This window comes from Bacillus sp. SRB3LM (assembly GCF_015712745.1).
Classification (GTDB): domain Bacteria; phylum Bacillota; class Bacilli; order Bacillales; family Bacillaceae_G; genus Bacillus_A; species Bacillus_A thuringiensis_K.
On sequence record NZ_VWVQ01000007.1, the window covers coordinates 292,144 to 311,662 of the forward strand.

A 19,519-nucleotide genomic window follows, 5' to 3' on the forward strand; every position below is an offset into this window, starting at 1 on the left:
AAATCTCCTTAGTTTTTTTACGTGGGATGGTTTCGAACCACGTTATTCGTTTTTTTAGCAACAAGATTATATTTTACGTGGTAGCCCCTCTTTCGTCAATAGATTCCTATCGTGAACTACCTTTTTTCTTTTAGACAACGTATAATAAAACATATGAAAGTTTTAGGAGGTTTCACTTCATGACAGCAACAATTCAAAATGAAAAAGTGATCGTTTCCATTTCTGACAAAGGTGCAGAATTACAAAGCGTTCGCTTAAAAGAAGATAACACTGAATACTTATGGCAAGGCGATTCTACTTATTGGGGGCGCCGCGCACCAATTTTATTTCCAATTGTCGGCCGATTAGTAGATAATACATACTACGTAGACGGTAAACCATATTCATTAACACAACACGGTTTCGCTCGTGATCTTACATTCTCTGTAAAAGAACAAAGTGAAACGAAAATCACTTATATTGTTACTAGTAATGAAGAAACATTAAAAAAATACCCATACGAATTCGAATTACTCGTTTCTTATGAGCTAGACGGACAAAGTGTTCATGTAACATATGAAGTAAATAATCCTTCTTCAAAAGAGATGTTCTTCTCAATCGGAGCACATCCTGGTTTCAACTTCCCGTTATTAGATGGCGAATCATTTACAGATTATCATTTATCCTTTAATGGTTCTGAACGCATAGAAACAAGCGTATTAGAAGGACCTTACCTTTCAAGCAAAAAACAATTAATCGCTGAAAATACGAATGAATTACCACTTACATACGATTTATTTAAAAATGATGCACTTATTTTTGAAAATATGAACACGGATGAAATCTCTATTCGTTCTCATAAACATAATAAATTTGTAAAAGTAGAATTTGACGGATTCCCATTTGTCGGCGTATGGACACCAGGCGAGAATGCACCTTTCTTATGTATTGAACCTTGGTACGGAATTGCCGATGAAGTAACTCCAGCAAAAGATTTCAAGGAAAAAAAAGGAATTCAATCTTTACAAGCGAATGAAACATTTACATGTCGTTATAGCATTACAATCGGCTAATTACTCTATCCCCTACTTCAAAGAAACATATAAGTAGGGGATCACCTTATCATTTGGAGGTTTCTCATTTTGATTGAAGTATATATTGATGGTGCATCAAAAGGAAATCCTGGTCCTTCTGGTGCGGGAGTATTTATTAAAGGGGTTCAACCAGCTGTACAATTATCATTACCCCTCGGGACAATGTCCAATCATGAAGCAGAATACCACGCTTTACTTGCGGCATTAAAATATTGCACGGAGCATAATTATAACATTGTCTCTTTTCGTACAGATTCGCAACTTGTCGAGCGAGCTGTCGAAAAAGAATACGCAAAAAATAAAATGTTTGCACCTTTATTAGAAGAAGCACTGCAGTACATAAAAAATTTCGACCTCTTTTTTATTAAGTGGATTCCAAGTAGTCAAAATAAAGTTGCTGATGAGTTAGCTAGAAAGGCTATCTTACAAAATTAACGGAGGTATGAGTGTGAAAAAAGATTGGATTGCTCCTCTTGCTTTATTATTTGTCTCTTTTATTTGGGGAGCTACGTTTGTTGTCGTTCAAAATGCTATGTCTTTCGTTGGTCCATTTACTTTTAATGGTATTCGCTTTTTATTCGCCGGAATTATTTTATTATTCGTTCAAATGATTTTCGCAAAAAAAACTTCAAAACAAGATATAAAACAGAGTAGCTTTGCTGGATTAATCGTTGGATTCTTTTTATGTGTTGGCTATGTGTTACAAACATTCGGCTTACTTTATACAACTTCTTCAAAAGCAGGATTCTTAACAGGGCTTAGTATCGTTATGGTACCTATTTTGTCTTTTATCTTTTTAAAACAAAAAGCTACTATTTTTATCGTAATGGGCATTGCTGTAGCAACAGCAGGTTTATACTTATTAACAGCTGGTGATTCATTTCAATTAAACATTGGAGATATACTCGTTCTCGGTTGCGCGGTTGCTTTCGCTGCTCATATTCTTGTTAATGGCTTCTTCTCTAAGAAAATATCACCTTTATTGTTAAGTACGTCGCAAGTGTTAGCTGTCGGTATGTTTTCTTCTATTTGCGCCTTTTTGTTTGAAGATTGGGAAAAATTACTTTCAGCAGCACTATGGACGAATTCTTCCTTTTTATTCGCCCTATTTCTAACTTCTCTATTCGCAACATCCATTGCTTTTTTCATTCAAACATCAGCGCAAAAACATACGTCTCCAACGAGAGTAGCCATTATTTTCGCAATGGAGCCCGTTTTCGCTGCCTTAACAGGCGTTCTCGTTGCAAACGAACAACTTTCTATTTCCGCTATTATCGGATGCCTCTGTATTTTCCTAGGCATGGTGTTTGTTGAATTACCTTCCAAAACAAAAAAAGAAGCGCAGGCTGCGTGAAGTTACGCTTGTAACTTCCGCATAAAAGCCTTAGCGCTTTTTTTATCTGTAATCTCTTCTTCTTTCAATCGTTCTAATAACGCAACAAAATAACTCCCATCAAACTGTAACTGATGTTTAATTGTCGCTTCTATTGCCGCGTTCACAATTCCATCAGATGCACCCGTATATCCTTGTCCGAACATAATAAACCCTTGTGCTTCCTCTGATAGTTTAAATCCTTTCGTATGTAAGAATGAAAGATAATCTTCTACTGTTTGCATGCTATTCCCACCTACTCAAAAATTCTCCATCTCCTATCATACATGTTTTTACAAGCTATGAGAATGAAATTTATATGACAACTTTGTAAATCTATCCGAAGTAGACGATAGAGGATTTCCTTACAATATAAAAGAATATGTAACTGGTAACTTATTTTATATTAAAGGGGATAGGGATATAAAATGAAACAAGCACTATTAATTATTGATGCGCAACAAGAGTTAATGGATGGAAATGAAAAAGAAAATGCAGTTTTTCGTAAAACCGAGTTACTATCCACACTAAATACAGCTGTGCAGAAAGCAATCGATGCAAATGCCCTTATTGTTTTCGTAAGAGATATCGATGTTGCTTCTGGTAGCGGTGAGGGATTTGAAGTACATAATGAAATTCAAGTACCTCAGTCTGCAATCCTTATTAATAAAGCAGCAACGAACGCATTCTATGGCACTTCTTTACTTGAACTTTTAAAAGAAGAGAAGATTGGTCATATCGTTATCGGTGGATGTAAAACAGAGCATTGTATCGACACCGCAGTTAGAACTGCGACTGTACAAGGATGTGACGTTACATTAATTAAAAATGGTCATTCCACAACTGATTCTAACGTATTATCTGCAGAGCAAATTATTGCTCATCATAATAAAATTCTACATGGACATTATAATGTGGATCATTTTTCAGTTGTTAGGGATGTCGAGGAAGACCTTTTTGTACCTATTCATGATCAATATCGTGATTAACGAAAAAGAATCCTTCATTCAGAAGGATTCTTTTTTATCCAAAAATTTGCGCTGCAATGCTATATAACTCATTATTCCTTTTTAATAATTGATCGCTATTTTTCATCATAATTGGTGGTGTATTAACCTTTTGAAAGCCAACAGCCTCTAATTCATTCATAAAATCGTTTTTCCCCTCTGGTACATCAATTCTTAATTTACCATGATGTTCACTTGCTAAATAATGTACAATTCGCATCGCCATTTCATCATTTTTAGCAACGACTGGTCCTATTATTTTATTTTCTGGTGTTTGTACGCTTAAACCATATGCTAGTACATGTTGTTCCTTATCCTTTACAACGATACACTGTTCACTTTGCATAATTCTTTTCGTTAAAAACTCTTTTCTATTTGTTCCAAACGCATATTCATCTAATTTTATTAGTTCTTCTAAATCACACTCTTGATAATTCATTATATAATCTTCATTTTCTATACAATAATCATTCACATTGTACGAGTTACATATGTATTTAGAAACATAGCTTACTGCTCTAAATCCTAATTTTTCATATAAAAATTCCCCCTCATCTGTAGCAATAAGCATAATGGCAGTTTGAGCCAATACGCTCTTCATGCATGCATTCGTTATCGTCTTTCCAATCCCGCGTCCCTTATAATTCGGATGTACAATGACCATTCCGATAGATGCTAATTTCTCTTCATATAATATTATTGCCGCACTAGCAATGAGTTCCTCCCTCTCATTCCACACACCGTATACAATACCTGAGCTAAAAATAGTCTCAATTTCTTCCCTGTTATAATCCCACCCAATATAAGAAGATAACGCTACAATGTCCTCTATTTTTTCTTTCCTAAGACGTTCTACCCTCATTTCTAATTCAATCATAATCCATCCCCTTATCTAGACATTTAAATCATTATTATCAAATCAACTTGTACATGTTTCCCTTTATTTGTCACACACATATCCTATTTTGACCAAGACTATATTGGAAATGAGGTGACAACATGCCCATTACGAATCGATTTTCTACCACCACTAACGGCGCACTCGCTATTACAGGAAATACTTTAGGATTAAGTAAAATTAGTAATCAAAACCGTGCTGGTACAATCGGAGCAATTGGTGCATTCGCAACTACAAATACTGCTTTACAAGTACCTACTTTTCCTGCTGGTACAACGTTAAACTATACACAAAATAGTTCTACCGCTCTTTTAAATATACCTGCTGGTAGTACGATTCTTTACGCAGAACTCGTTTGGGGTGGAAACTATTTATCTCGTGATCAAAACATTACGAGTGTATTAGGAAACCCGGTTTCTTTTACAACACCTGTTTCAACATACTTGATTACTCCTTCAGCTGTTACAGCTTCAAATCAAACTTTCGTTTCAAATTCTATTACATTTGGCTTTTACACTCGTTCAGCAGACGTAACAACCCTTATTCAAGCTGGAGGCTCTGGTTCTTATACTACGGGAGCTGTCCCTGGACTTGTAGATCCTATAGATGCTTCTAATGGAACAATTAATTCAGCTGGATGGACGCTTATCGTCGCTTATCAAAACGGGACATTACCAGCAAGAAACTTAACAATTTACGTAGCTGGAAACCGTGTTTCTGCTGATACTGGTAGTGCAGATGTAGCTGTTTCTGGATTCTTAACACCTTCAGGAGGACCTGTAAGCGGGAGATTATTTTTAAGTTCTATTGAAGGAGATGCAGATATAACAGGGGATCAAGCGCTATTTGGACCAAATTTCAGTTCATTAAATGCTTTATCTGGGCCAAATAATGCTGTAAATAACTTCTTCGGTTCTCAAGTGAATAATGCTGCAGGAAACTTAGATACAACTGGGACATTTGGAACGCGCAATCAAAGTGCCGCTACAAGCACAAATATCTCCGCAGGCCGGCAAGGTTGGGACATTACTTCTATTGATATTTCTCCTTATTTAACAAATTCTCAAGTGTCCGCCGCAATCCGTTTAACGACTAACGGAGACGCTTATATGTTGAATACAGTCGGTTTACAAATCAACATAAATTCACCTAATATTCAAGCAACGAAAAGCGTAAATAAAAGTGTTGCGGCAATTGGAGACGTTCTCACTTATACAGTTACTATCCCTAACACCGGACTTCTTCCTGCCAATAACGTTATTTTTACAGACATCCTCCCTAACGGTACTTCCTTTATACCTGGCACTGTAACAATAGATAATGTCCCACAAACGAACGCAAATCCGGCCGCTGGTATATCTCTCGGAACCATTAATAATGGTGCTTCTCGTACAGTAACTTTCCAAGCTACTGTCGTTTCTCTTCCAAGTCAAAATCCTATCTCTAACACTGCTAATATTACATTTCAATATACACCAATCGCCGGAGGAACAACCTTTAACGGTCTTGCAACAAGCAACTCTGCTGGAACACAAGTTAACCTCGCAGATATTAATGGCACAAAATCAGTCAACAAACTTTTTACAGATATTGGTGAAACGTTAACTTACAGTATTGCCTTAGCTAATATAGGAAATATCGCGGCAACGAACGTTATATATACGGATCCGATTCCTAGCAAGACTACTTTCATTCCAGGGAGTGTAACTGTTAACGGGGTTACTCAAGCTGGCGCAAATCCCGCTACTGGTATATCAATTGGATCTATTGCTGCTAATTCTACGACTACGGTTTCATTTCAAGTATTCGTTCCTTCTATCCCGCAAACAAATCCAATATTAAATAGTGGTACAACAACTTATCAATACATTCCTGTGCCAAATCAACCGGCAGTAAGCGGGACTGATACGACGAATATTGTCTCCACTCAAGTGAATAATGCTACTGTAACAATGACGAAAGCAGTAGACAAAAATTTTGCAGATATTGGTGATACACTAACGTACACTGTTTCCTTTACAGGTACAGGTAATACGAATGTGAATAACGTTATTTTTACAGATGTCATTCCTACTGGAACAACTTTTGTTCTCAACAGTTTAACAATAGATGGTACGACACAAGTTGGAGCAAATCCCGCTACTGGTGTGAATATAGGATCTATTCCAACTGGCACAACAAAAAATGTTTCATTTCAAGTAGTAGTAAATACAATTCCAGCGTCGAATGTCATATCTAATGCTTCAAGCGCTTCTTATCAATATACCGTCAATCCTAGCCAATCACCCGTTACAAAAAACATTTCTTCTAATCTTGTTTCTACTCAAATTAACAATGCGAATTTAACAGTAACAAAATCAACAAATAAACAATTTGCTACAATTGGCGAAACAATCAGTTATACAATTCTTATTACAAACAGTGGAAATACAGCTGCAACTAACGTGCAACTAACAGATCCACTACCAAATGGAACGATATTAACTCCTGGTACTGTAACACTAAACGGTGTTTTACAAAATGTAGATTCTCTCATTGCTTTACCTATAGGAACAATTCCTGGCGGAGCTACTTTTACTCTTTCTTTCCAAGTAACAGTCATCAATATTACTGCCCAAAATCCTATCATTAATAATGCATTCGCTTCTTACCTATATACTGTAAATCCAAGTGTGCCACCAACTTCAAAAACAACAAATTCTAATTCTGTTACATCAACAATTAGAATAGCAAACCTTCAGGCTACTAAGTCTGTAGATAAAACATTTGCGGAAGTTGGAGATGTTTTAACTTATACCTTTTCTCTTACAAACGATGGAAATGTTGCGGCGAACAATGTAGTACTATCCGATTCAATCGCGAATGGTACTGTCTTTATACCAAACAGTGTTACGATTAACAATGTTACTCAACCAGGCGTTACACCAGCTAGCATCAATATCGATAGTATCAATGCTAATACTACAATTACAGCTTCATTCCAAGTATTAATAACTAGCATCCCAAATCCAAACCCTATTTCAAATAGCGCTTCTATTTCCTATAACTTTATCGTGGATCCTAATGCTTCCCCTGTAAGTAAGAACACAACTTCAAACACTACATTCACTCAAGTAAATGACGCAAATGTCGTTTCAACCAAAGCAGTGGATCGAGCGTTTGCTACTGTTGGGGATGTATTAACTTATACCGTTACTTTGGCAAATGCAGGAAGTGTTTCCGCTGATGGTCCTACTTTTGTTGATACGAATCCAGACGGTACTACCTTTATCCCAAATACTTTCCTTATTAATGGTGTACTCCAAAATAACGTCGATCCAAATGTCGGTGTTCCGTTACCTTCTATTCCTGCTAACGGCTCACTTACCGTCTCTTATCAAGTAACTGTCACCTCTTTACCAACACAAAATCCAACAATAAATTCATCTAGTACACAGTATAGCTTTATTTTGAACCCAGGAGATCCACCAACGATAGAAACATCTTTAAGTAATACTGTAAGTACACAAATTAATTTAGCAAATGTAATTATTTTCAAGGATGTAGATTTAACTATCGCTGATGTTGGGCAACCAATCACATATACAATTGCCTTAGCTAACCCAGGAAATACTCCAGCAGATAATGTAGTCGTTACCGATATACTTCCACCTGGTACGACTCTCGTACCAAATAGTATTTTTATAGGGGGTGCTTTACAGCTAGGTGCGGATCCAAGTGCCGGCCTTCAAGTTGGTACGATTCCAGCAGGCGGCATTACAACAATTGTTTTCCAAATTAGTGCAAATAGTTTACCTTCACCAAATCCAGTTCAAAACAGTGCTGCACTTCAATATAGCTTTATCGCAGATCCAAATTTACCTGCTGTTGTCAGGAACGCTATTAGCAATATCGTAGCTACACAAATTAATACTGCTAATATTGTCGCTACGAAACTAACAAGTACAAATTTCGCTGATGTTGGCGATGTCATAACTTATGCAACAATTTTAACGAATAGCGGCAATATCCCCGCCTCTAATGTAACGTTTACAGATATCATTCCAGCTGGTACCACCTTTCTTCCTAATACTGTAACGATTAACGGTGTCCCTATAGCTAATGCAAATCCTGCTAACGGCATTTTAATTGGTACAATTGGAGCAAATTCATCACGTACTGTTGCATTCCAGGTTTTTGTACCAACTATTCCTAGTCCAAATCCGCTTACGAATCAATCGAGCACTACATTCCAATACATGTACGATCCATCCAAACCAGTTGTAATGCAGATCGTGGCCTCTAACACTGTACAGACAATTATTAATAATGCAACGATTACCGCTGCAAAATCTGCAGATAAACAGTTTGCGAACGTAAATGATATTATTACGTACACGACTACTTTAACGAATAACGGGAACACACTTGCATCAAATATAGTCTTTACCGATGCAATTCCAAGCGGGACATCTTTTATTCCAAATAGTGTAACAGTAAACGGGAATATACTGCCTAATGTAAATCCAACGAATGGAATAGCAATTGATCCTATAAATCCGAATGCAAATACGATAATTTCGTTCCAGGTGCAAGTAAACTCCATCCCGAATCCGAATCCAATCCCGAACCAAAGTAACACAACGTACCAATATATCGTAGACCCGAACTTACCTCCAGCATCCGCCAATGCATCAAGTAATGTAATAACAACTCAAATTAACAACGCTACGATTATCGCTACGAAATCAGTAAACATACCGAATGCTGCAATTGGAGATATCGTTACTTATACGATTGCAGTTACGAACACAGGAAATATCCCTGCTAGTGCTACAGTTTTAACGGATGGACTTGGACCAGGTGCATCCTTCATCCCCAATTCCGTTACGATCAATAACATTTCCCAACCTGGATTAGACCCTTCATTAGGTATTCATTTAGACGATATTTCACCAGGAGGCACTACTTTCATTACATTCCAAGTGAAAATTCTCGCTATTCCACCTAGTGGAACTTTAACGAATAATGCTCTTGTAAACTACGAATATGCAGTGAATCCAACTGAAACACCAGCTGTTGGTAGTACCGTTACAAACACGACAGTTACACCGATTATTGACGCTACTTTAGTAATAAATAAAAATGCTAGTACAACTTTCGCAACAATTGGAGATACGATTACATTCACCTCAGTTGTTACAAATACAGGAAATACTACCGCTAATAACATTGTTTTTACAGATTCCATTCCAAATGGTACCGCCTTTGTCCCAAATAGCTTTAAGATAAATGGTGTAACAATCCCGAATGCAAATCCACAAAACGGTATTACTATTGGTAACTTGAATTCAAATGCATCGGTTACACTTAGTTTTCAAGTGAATATTACAACTCTTCCAAATCCTAATCCCATTCCGAATCAATCATCGCTTCAATATAGCTTTATTGTTGATATAAATGAGTCGCCTGTTTCACGAACAGTTCAATCCAATACAACTTTTACACAAGTAAATACTGCGTCCGTTATCGCAACAAAAACTGCAAGCAGTGCTTTTGCTGCTGTTGGAGATACAATTACGTATACAACTACGCTCATTAATAGCGGAAATACTACCGCAAACACACCTGTTTTTATCGATATATTACCACCTGAACTTTCATTCGTTCCTGATAGCGTACAAATTAACACTATCCCACAACTTGGATTTAGACCAGATAGCGGGATTTCTTTAGACGCAATTCCGGTTGGAGGAACGACAATAGTTAGTTTTCAAGCGATCGTCGGCTCAATACCAGCTACAAATCCAACTTTAAATCAATCTAGTACGACATACTCTATCATTGTTGATCCTAACCAGCCACCAGTGACAGAAACAGCTACTAGTAATCCAACTTTAGTGCAAATTAATGAAGCAATTATCCAAGCAACGAAAAGTGTGGATCGACTATTTTCTGACATCGCACCTGGAAATTCATTTTTAACGTATACAGTTTTATTAGAAAACATAGGAAACACGACTGCTACGAATATCATGTTTACAGATTCGATTCCAAATAATACAGTATTCATAGAAGATAGCGTTCGAGTAGGCGGGGTTTTATTACCTGGAGTAAATCCAGCAAACGGGATACCAATTGGGGATATTATTGCAGGAGATTTTATAAACGTTACCTTCCGCGTGCAAGTAGTTAGTATTCCAAATCCTATTTTTACAATCGGACCTGGAGGGCCAAATTCACCAGTTGTAAACGGTGCTTTCATTGATTATCAATTTATGACAGGACCTAATTTACCACTTGTTTCACGAAGTACGACATCTAATTCTGTTTCGACACAAATAAATTCTGGGGAAGTTGTGGCAATCAAATCTGTAGATAAAACTTTCGCTACGATTGGCGATACAATTTCTTATACAATTACATTAAGTAATCCTGGAAATGTCACTTCACAAAATATAATTTTTACGGATATTTTACCTGAAGGAACAACATTTATTTCCGGAACTTTAACAAATGATTCTGGTACACAGCAAATTGGAAATCCTGGGAACGGAATACAGATTGGAAATATAAATCCAAGTGGAACGACTGTTATTACTCTCAATGTTCTTGTTACAAATATTCCAAGTATAAATCCAATTTCTAATTTTAGTTCCGTACAATTTGAACATGTAGTTGATCCTAGCCAACCTTCTGTATTACAAACAACTATATCAAATACGGTTTCAACGACCATTAATAGCGCAATATTAACTACAACAAAAACTGTTGATAAATCGGTTATTTCCGTCGGGGATACACTTACGTATACAACGACTATTACGAATACAGGAAATACACCAGCTACAAATGTAACTTTTACAAGTACCATTCCAGCTAGTACTACATTTATACCAAATTCAGTTACAATAAATGGAATTCAGCAGTCTGGTGTGCAACCAGCACTTGGAGTAAACATACCAAATATTGCTCCTGGTGAAACAGTAACCATTACTTTCCAAGTAAATGTTCTTTCTGTTCCCCCTTCAAGTTCAATTATGGGGAATGATACCATTTTATATTCTTATACTGTCGATCCAAACGGAACTCCTGTTACAACTTCTACTTCAACGAATATCGTTACAAACCCTGTATTAGATGCTATCATAACGATGATTAAATCCGTCGATCAAACACTTGTAACACTAGGTGATACCATTACCTATACGACCATTTTAACGAATAGTGGTAATACAAACGCTACAGATATTGCTTTCATTGACCTTATACCAGATGGAACAACGTTTATTACTGATAGCGTTACAATAGATGATATCAAGCAAATTGGACTCAATCCTAATACCGGTATAACGATTGGATCAATTGCTCCTAACAGCTCAATATCTATAGCATTTCAAGTTACTGCTACTTCTACACCAGCCCAAAATCCTATTGCCAATTCCGCTACTGCTTCTTACACATTTATCGCTGATCCTAATGCCCCTATTGTTTCAAGGACGGTTACTTCAAACACAGTGTTCACTACGATTAATACAGCTACCATTCTTTCATTAAAACAAGTCGATAAATCCTTTAGTCGTATTGGAGACACACTCACTTATACTGTCGCTTTAACAAACAATGGAAACTCATCCGCACAAAATGTTATATTCACAGATACCGTACCGAACGGAACAGCATTTATTGCAGACACATTTTCTATTAATGGAATTCCTCAAAGTGGCGCAAATCCAGTGAACGGTGTAAATATCGGAACTATAACAGCTGGGACTACAGTAACAATTTCGTTCCAAGTTACTGTAACGTCATTACCAACGGAAAACCCCATTGTAAATTTCTCATCAACATCGTACCAATTAGTCTCACCGCCTGATGTAGAAACTTCAATTAGCAATCCTGTTTCAACGCAAATTAAAGAAGCACTATTATCCATGACGAAAAATGAAAGTGTATCGTTTGCAGGTATCGGGCAAACTGCTTTTTACACTACTTCTATTTCAAATATAGGGAATACAGATGCAGCCAACATTGTATTCAAAGATGTATTACCAAGTGGAATCACATTTGTTCCTAACACATTAACTGTCGATGGTGTTTTGCAACCTGACGCGAATCCGAATAACGGTGTATTACTTGCAGCACTTCCACCAAATGAAATATATAGTATCACCTTTCAAGTTACAGTGAACAGCATTCCACCTATTAATCCAGCACCAAATACTGCATCAACGACATATGAGTTTACTGTTGATCCTGTTAATCCTCCAGTATTAAGTGCGGCTACTTCCAACACTACGCTTCTTCAAATAAACAACGCAAATATTATAAGTACAAAAACAACAGATCATACTTTTGCGGATGTTGGTAATACAATAACATTTACACTTAACCTCCCGAATACAGGAAATGTGACTGCAACTGATGTTACCGTTATCGATATACTTGATAGCAATTTAACTTTTGTTCCAAACAGTTTCACGGTTAATGGGCAAACCATTCCAAATGCTGATTTATCTACTGGTGTAAATATCGGTTCAATTAACGGTGGTACTGCAGCCATTATCACATTCCAAGCTACCGTTACAACCCTACCAATCAACAACCCTATTTCTAATTCAGCTCTTACCACTTATCGTTATATTGTTAATCCCGACCAGCCGTTCATTTCAACTTCTAATCAATCTAATACAACGACAACACAAATTAATAGCGCTATCCTTACTGCACAAAAAAATTCAAATGTATCAACGGTAGATATTGGGCAAGATATTATCTACTCCGTTACGATTACAAATAGCGGAAATGTTAGTGCGACGAATGTTATTTTTACCGATATGATTCCAGACGGAACTTCCTTTGAACCGAATAGTTTTACACTCAATGGAACTACTATCCCAAATGCAGACCTAATTACAGGCGTTCCAATTGGTGATATCGCGCCAAACCAGTCTGCCATCGTAGCTTTTCATATTAGTGCCGATGAAATTCCGCCTATAAATCCAATTACTAATCAAGCTAGCGTTAATTTCCAACATATCGTCAATCCAGCTAACCCTCCAGTTTCAAAAAACATTACTTCAAATAGTGTTACAACAACAATTGAAAGTGCTATTTTAACTACCACTAAAATTGGAGATAAAGCTTTTGCAACGATTGGTGATACGATTACGTATACAACTACGATCACGAATACTGGAAATATTCCTGCCAATAACGTTATTTTCTCAGACCCGATACCATTGTGGACACAATTTGTTGCAGGATCAGTTATTGTTGATGGCACTCCGTTACCATCCGCTTCTATCATTGACGGTATTGGCATAAATACGATCATTCCAAATCAAACTGTAACAATTGTATTCCAAGTTCAAATTGTAAGTAACCCAACAACATTCACACCAGAGCTCCAAAACTTAGGATTTGTAAACTTCCAATATAACGTAGGAAATGCATTACAGGCTCAACCTGGAAATGTGGAAACGAACGTCTTCGTTACTTCTATTAATTCAGCAATCCTTTCAGCTGTAAAAACTGCTAATACTGCCTTTGCGAATATTGGCGATACGATCACTTATACAGTTTTAATTCAAAATAGCGGTAATACAAACGCTACGAATGTAAATTTCTCAGATACGATTCCAGCAGGAACAACTTTTGTAGAAAATAGTTTTACTGTAAATGGAAGTACCATTCCAGGGGCAGATCCAAATAACGGAGTTAATATCGGAACAGTTAGCGTGAGTAGCTCCTTAACTGTTACTTTCCAAGTCATAGTTACATCAACCCCACCTTCAAATCCGATTACAAACGTAGCATCTATTCAATACGCTTTCATCGTTGATCCGGCCTCTCCTCCTGTTACAGGCACGATAAATTCTAATAGCGCTTCAACACAAATTAATAACGCAACTGTTACAACTGTCTTACAAGCAAATCGTTCAATTGTATCTATCGAGGAAGTAATTACGTATACAGCAACATTAACGAATACTGGAAACTTCCCTGCAAACTCTGTATTACTCATTAATGGCATTCCTGAGGGCGCATTATTTGTTCCAAATAGTGTTACGCTAAATGGAATTTCACTTCCTGATGCAAGTCCAACTCTCGGTATTCCAGTTGGTATTATCGCGCCAGGTGATTCTGCTACTATTACGTTCCAATTTGTCGCTAGTTCTATTCCACCGCAAGGAGCAATTATCAATCAAGCCATTACAAGTTACACGTATATCGTCGATCCAAATCAACCTCCAGTTACAGCAACATCCTCGTCTAATACAGTTAATACAGCTGTTGTTGATGCATCGTTATCCGTAATTAAAAGTACAGATTCTCTCGTACAATCTACTGACGGTACAATCACTTACACAGTAGTCGTTCAAAATAACGGAAATACTACTGCAAATACAGTTACTTTAATAGACTTGGTCCCAGAAGGAACCGCATTTATTCCGAATAGTGTTACCATTAATGGCGTTTCTGTTCCAGGTACCGATCCTAACATAGGAATACCATTAAACTCCGTTTCACCTTCAGAAATCGTCACCGTCACATTTCAAGTTATCGTTCAATTCATTCCAAACGTGAATCCTATTTCTAATACAGCCCGTATTGACTATACTTTTATCGCTGATCCAACTGCTCCTATCATCTCTCGAACAATTACGTCCAATCCAGTTTTCACACAAATTTCGGACGCGACTATTCTTTCTTTAAAAGCAGTCAATGCACAACAAGCAACAACAGGAGATATTTTGACTTATACGATAACACTAGAAAATACCGGAAATATTCCAGCTACAAATCTCATATTTTCAGATACTCTTCCGGAAGGTACTACATTCGTAGAAAATAGTTTTACACTTAATGGAACAGCTATGCTTGGTGCCAATCCAAATGCTGGTGTTACTTTACCTACCTTATCAGCAAACGCTACTCACCTTATTTCTTTCCAAATTCTTATTAACGATCCATTCTCGCAAGAATCAATTACAAATCAATCCAACACAACTTATACAATTCAGCCAGACCCAGGGCAACCGCCTATTACTGAAACATCTACTAGTAATATCGTCATTACAAATTTCGTGCAAGCACAATTGGTAATTACAAAAACATCCAATCCAACAACTGTAGATATTGGCGGAACTATACTTTATATTTCTGAAGTGAAAAATATCGGTAATGTTGACGCAATAAATATTATTTTCACAGACTCTATTCCAGCTGGGACTACATTTGTTCCCGATAGTGTCACAATTAACGGCGTCCTGCAGCCAGGTGTAAATCCTGAAAATGGAATACCGATTGGAACCATTCCTGCTAACAGTTCCAAAACGATACTATTTCAAGTGCAAACAAATAATCCACCTACTGAAACCGAAATTGCAAATCAATCTTCAGCAATTTACCAATATGTAAGCATTCCTACAGCCCCACCAGTAAATCGCTCTGCAAATTCTAACATTGTTACAACATCACTTCAAAATGCAAATATTATTTCTGTTAAAAGCGCGGATGTAACTTTCGTATCAATCGGGCAAATGATTACCTACACAAATACACTACAAAATATAGGAACCGTTCCAGCTAACAATACCGTGTTCGTTGATAATATTCCAGAAGGTACTATATTCATTGAAGATAGCTTAACAATAAATAATGTAATTCAGCCTGGCGTGAATCCTGAAAACGGAGTAACTCTCGGCACGATACAACCAAATGAAACAATCACTATTTCATTCCAAGTACAACTTACAAATATACCAGAGGGCAATGCAGTCATTAATATTTCAGACACTTCGTACGAATACCAAATTGATCCTAGTTCTCCTATTATTCAGCGCATATCGTTATCAAATGCAGTAAATACTGAAGTGCGGACGGCAAATGTTAGTGCAATTAAATCCGCTAACAGATCTATTACACGCATAGGTCAAATCATCACATATACAATCGCAGTTACAAACGCTGGTACAGTACCTATTACAAATACTCTCCTCATTGACGCAATTGCCGCTGGCACCACATTCGTTCCAAATAGCATACTTGTAGATGGCATACCAAGGCCTAATGAAAATCCAATTACCGGTATCAATCTTGATATAATTCTTCCAAATAACACGATTATTGTTACTTTTCAAGTAAGCGTAGTCTCTATACCGCCACAAAATAACATTAATAATATCGCTGTCATTCACTATGAGTATCGACCAGACCCAAGCGCCCCACCAATTTCAGAAACGACCTCTTCCAATAGTACAAATATACAATTTATTGATGCTATTCTTATTGCTACAAAATCTGCTAATACTGTATTAGCTAACATTGATGAAACCATTGAATATACAGTATCCATTCAAAATAACGGATCCACTACAACTAACTCCATCTTTTTTACTGATATTATAGAAGATGGAACGGTATTTATTCCGGGAAGTGTAACAGTTAACAACACTGTACTTCCTGCAGCAGATCCGAATATCGGCTTTTCCATTCCTAATATCGCATCAGGTCAAATAGCTACAATAACATTCCAAGTTTCAGTTACGAATTTACCTGCTGTAAATCCAACACCTAATACTGCAAACATCGTCTACGACTTTATTTTCAATCCTGACTTTGCACCAATTCAAAAATCGACTACTTCCAATACTACTTTCGTTCAAATTAATGATGCTGATATCGTTTCACTTAAAACTGTTGATTTGACCTCTGTAACGATTGGTGACATTTTAACTTATACAACAACTTTAACGAATACGGGGAATACGGATGCAACTGCTGTTGTATTTACAGACAATATACCTGATGGAACAACCTTTATTGACAGTAGCGTTTTAGTAAATAACATTCCTCAGCTTAATGCCAATCCAAGTGCTGGTATACTTGTAGGAACGATTGCTCCTAACACTTCTATCCCAGTCACATTTTCTGTTACTGTCGCAGCTCTTCCAGCCAGCGGCTATGTTCAAAATCAATCAACTTCTCGTTATACAATTACTGGCGAGGAACAACTATCGACTAGTAATATTACTTTCACTGAAGTTATTTCTGCTAATGTAATTGCGACAAAAACAACACCTATCCAATATGCTGACCTACAAACAATCATCCCTTATACAATTTCCATTATAAATAAAGGAAATATACAAATAGAAAACCTTATTGTTACAGATAGCATCCCAGGAAATACGAACTTTATAGAGAATAGTGTTATTGTGAACGGAAACGCTCGTCCAAATGACAATCCACTTAACGGTATACAAATTGATAACATTCCGCCTAATACGAGAGCAACTGTTCTATTCCAAGTACGGGTCACCTCGATTCCACAAACCAATCCTATCTCTAACACGAGTACAATTGAATATGAATACACGTTACCAGATCGACCACCTATTACGGAAACCATTATTTCATCAGCTGCAGCAACAGAAATTAATCATGCGAATTTGAATAGTAATAAAACTGTTGATCTTGCATTTGCAACGGTTGGTGATACGTTAACGTATACGATTACACTAAATCAAACCGGTAATGTTGCAGTAAATGATGTAATTATTCAAGATATTATTCCTCAAGGTACTACGTTTATAGAAAATAGCGTCATTGTAAACGGAGAAATCCTTCCAGGAGTGAATCCAGTAAGCGGCATACCAATTGGTACTATACCTATTGGTGGAGACGCAATAGTTTCATTCCAAGTAACTGTAACTTCTATCCCAACACCAAATGAACTCAACAACAATGCAATTACTACCTTTAACTATATAGTCAACCCAAATAACGCACCTGTTACGAATACAACTACAACAAATACTGTCACTACAACTGTCCAAAATGATAATGTCGTTGCGATAAAGGTTGTTGATTTCACGAGCGCCTTGCCTGGTCAAACTTTAACGTACACCATTACTATTACGAATAATGGTAATATCACTATTGAAGATCTTCTTCTAGTAGACACGGCACCAGTAGATACGACATTCGTTATTGGTAGTGTTACGATTAACGGAATCAATCAGCCTAATGAGAACCCTGAAAATGGTATTACGTTAGGAAATCTTGCTCCTAATGAATCTGTTATTATTACGTTCCAAGTGAAAATTTCTTCTTCTACTCTTCAATCTAGAATCAATAACGATGCGACTATTTCCTATACGTCTATTGTCGGTCCAACCGAACCACCTATTACGATTAGAAGGCAAATAAATACTGTTACAAAACAAACAAATATTGTTACAACGATAATCATTAATCCAATAGTTCGCATTGAGAAAACAGCAGACAAATCTATCGTCATTATAGGAGATGTTATTACATTCACATTAGAGGCATTTAATGATTCTCCAATTCCTACATTAAGTACTTCCGTTTTAGATATGATTCCAGCTGGTACAACATTAATAGAAAACAGTGTAACAATTAACGGTATTCCCGTTCCAAACATTCGACCAGATACTGGTATTAATATCGGCTCTTTACCCGCAGATTCAGTAGCAACTATAACATTTCAAGTTCTCGTAACTTCTATTCCTTCAAACAGTACAATTATAAATTCTGCAACAGTTACCGCTGCTTTTCAATTGACACCACAGGATCCAATTGTTACTTTCATTGTTAATTCAAATATCGTTCGTATACCAGTTCAATTTGTAACTGCAACAGTCACGAAAAACGCTTCCGTCAGCTCAGTTTATTTAAATCAATATTTTGATTATATGGTACGTGTTACAAATACTTCCGAAATTTCACTCTCAAATATTTCTTTACAAGATACCATTCCAGCAGGTTTACAATTTATAAACGGCACTGTCTTTATTAACGGTGAACGCTCTCCACTAGCGAATCCGAATATCGGTTTCCTAGTCGCTACTAATTTGGAACCAAACGAAACAATTATCGTGTCATTCACAGTACAAGTAATAAGCCCACCTGTTAATAAAGAATTTAAAAATACGGCCAATATTTCGTTACAACTTCAAGTATCGCCTACCGACCCACCAATTACAGTAACCGTTACAAGTAACGAAAACATCGTCACCTTTGTTCCAGAAAATCCAGATGAAACACTTCCAAATTTAAATTGCTTCTTTGACGGTGAACACTTCATTCGCATTACTCCTCGAAATGTACGAAATTACCTTTGGACTTGGATTTGGTGGAAGTAATTTAAACAAAAAAG

The 19,519-nt window shown here is 36.8% G+C and carries 7 protein-coding genes and 1 riboswitch; of the genes, 5 read left to right on the forward strand and 2 right to left on the reverse strand.

Annotated elements, in window-relative coordinates; genetic code table 11:
- Positions 1-2: 2 nt before the first annotated feature.
- Positions 3-47: riboswitch (PreQ1 riboswitch) on the reverse strand.
- A gap of 132 nt (positions 48-179) precedes the next feature.
- The 3 genes from F3I02_RS06155 (at position 180) to F3I02_RS06165 (ending at position 2,427) form a co-directional block, all read left to right on the forward strand.
- Complete coding sequence (locus F3I02_RS06155) at positions 180-1,052, forward strand: aldose 1-epimerase family protein (protein ID WP_000127414.1); 873 nt, start codon at positions 180-182, stop codon at positions 1,050-1,052.
- Positions 1,053-1,121: 69 nt separating this feature from the next.
- Complete coding sequence (locus F3I02_RS06160; RefSeq protein ID WP_000573872.1) at positions 1,122-1,508, forward strand: reverse transcriptase-like protein; 387 nt, start codon at positions 1,122-1,124, stop codon at positions 1,506-1,508.
- Between the two features lie 13 nt (positions 1,509-1,521).
- Positions 1,522-2,427 carry a DMT family transporter gene (locus tag F3I02_RS06165; protein ID WP_000711148.1) on the forward strand — a complete coding sequence of 302 codons (906 nt, stop codon included), beginning with the start codon at positions 1,522-1,524 and terminating at the stop codon, positions 2,425-2,427.
- Positions 2,428-2,429: 2 nt separating this feature from the next.
- Here F3I02_RS06165 and F3I02_RS06170 read toward each other — a convergent pair whose 3' ends face one another.
- Positions 2,430-2,690 carry a DUF6123 family protein gene (locus F3I02_RS06170; RefSeq protein ID WP_001195212.1) on the reverse strand — a complete coding sequence of 87 codons (261 nt, stop codon included), beginning with the start codon at positions 2,688-2,690 and terminating at the stop codon, positions 2,430-2,432.
- A gap of 183 nt (positions 2,691-2,873) precedes the next feature.
- Here F3I02_RS06170 and F3I02_RS06175 point away from each other — a divergent pair, with 183 nt between their 5' ends.
- Positions 2,874-3,434, forward strand: a complete 561-nt coding sequence (locus F3I02_RS06175; protein ID WP_000806331.1) for a cysteine hydrolase family protein — start codon at positions 2,874-2,876, stop codon at positions 3,432-3,434.
- 34 nt (positions 3,435-3,468) lie between these two features.
- On the opposite strand, the gene F3I02_RS06180 is transcribed toward F3I02_RS06175, so the two are convergent.
- Positions 3,469-4,329, reverse strand: a complete 861-nt coding sequence (locus F3I02_RS06180; protein WP_061883949.1) for a GNAT family N-acetyltransferase — start codon at positions 4,327-4,329, stop codon at positions 3,469-3,471.
- A 122-nt stretch (positions 4,330-4,451) separates the two neighbouring features.
- On the opposite strand from F3I02_RS06180, the gene F3I02_RS06185 reads away from it, so the two are divergent.
- A complete protein-coding gene (locus F3I02_RS06185) occupies positions 4,452-19,505 on the forward strand; it encodes a DUF7507 domain-containing protein (RefSeq protein WP_196477755.1) in 15,054 nt (5,017 codons plus the stop codon).
- Positions 19,506-19,519 lie beyond the last annotated feature (14 nt).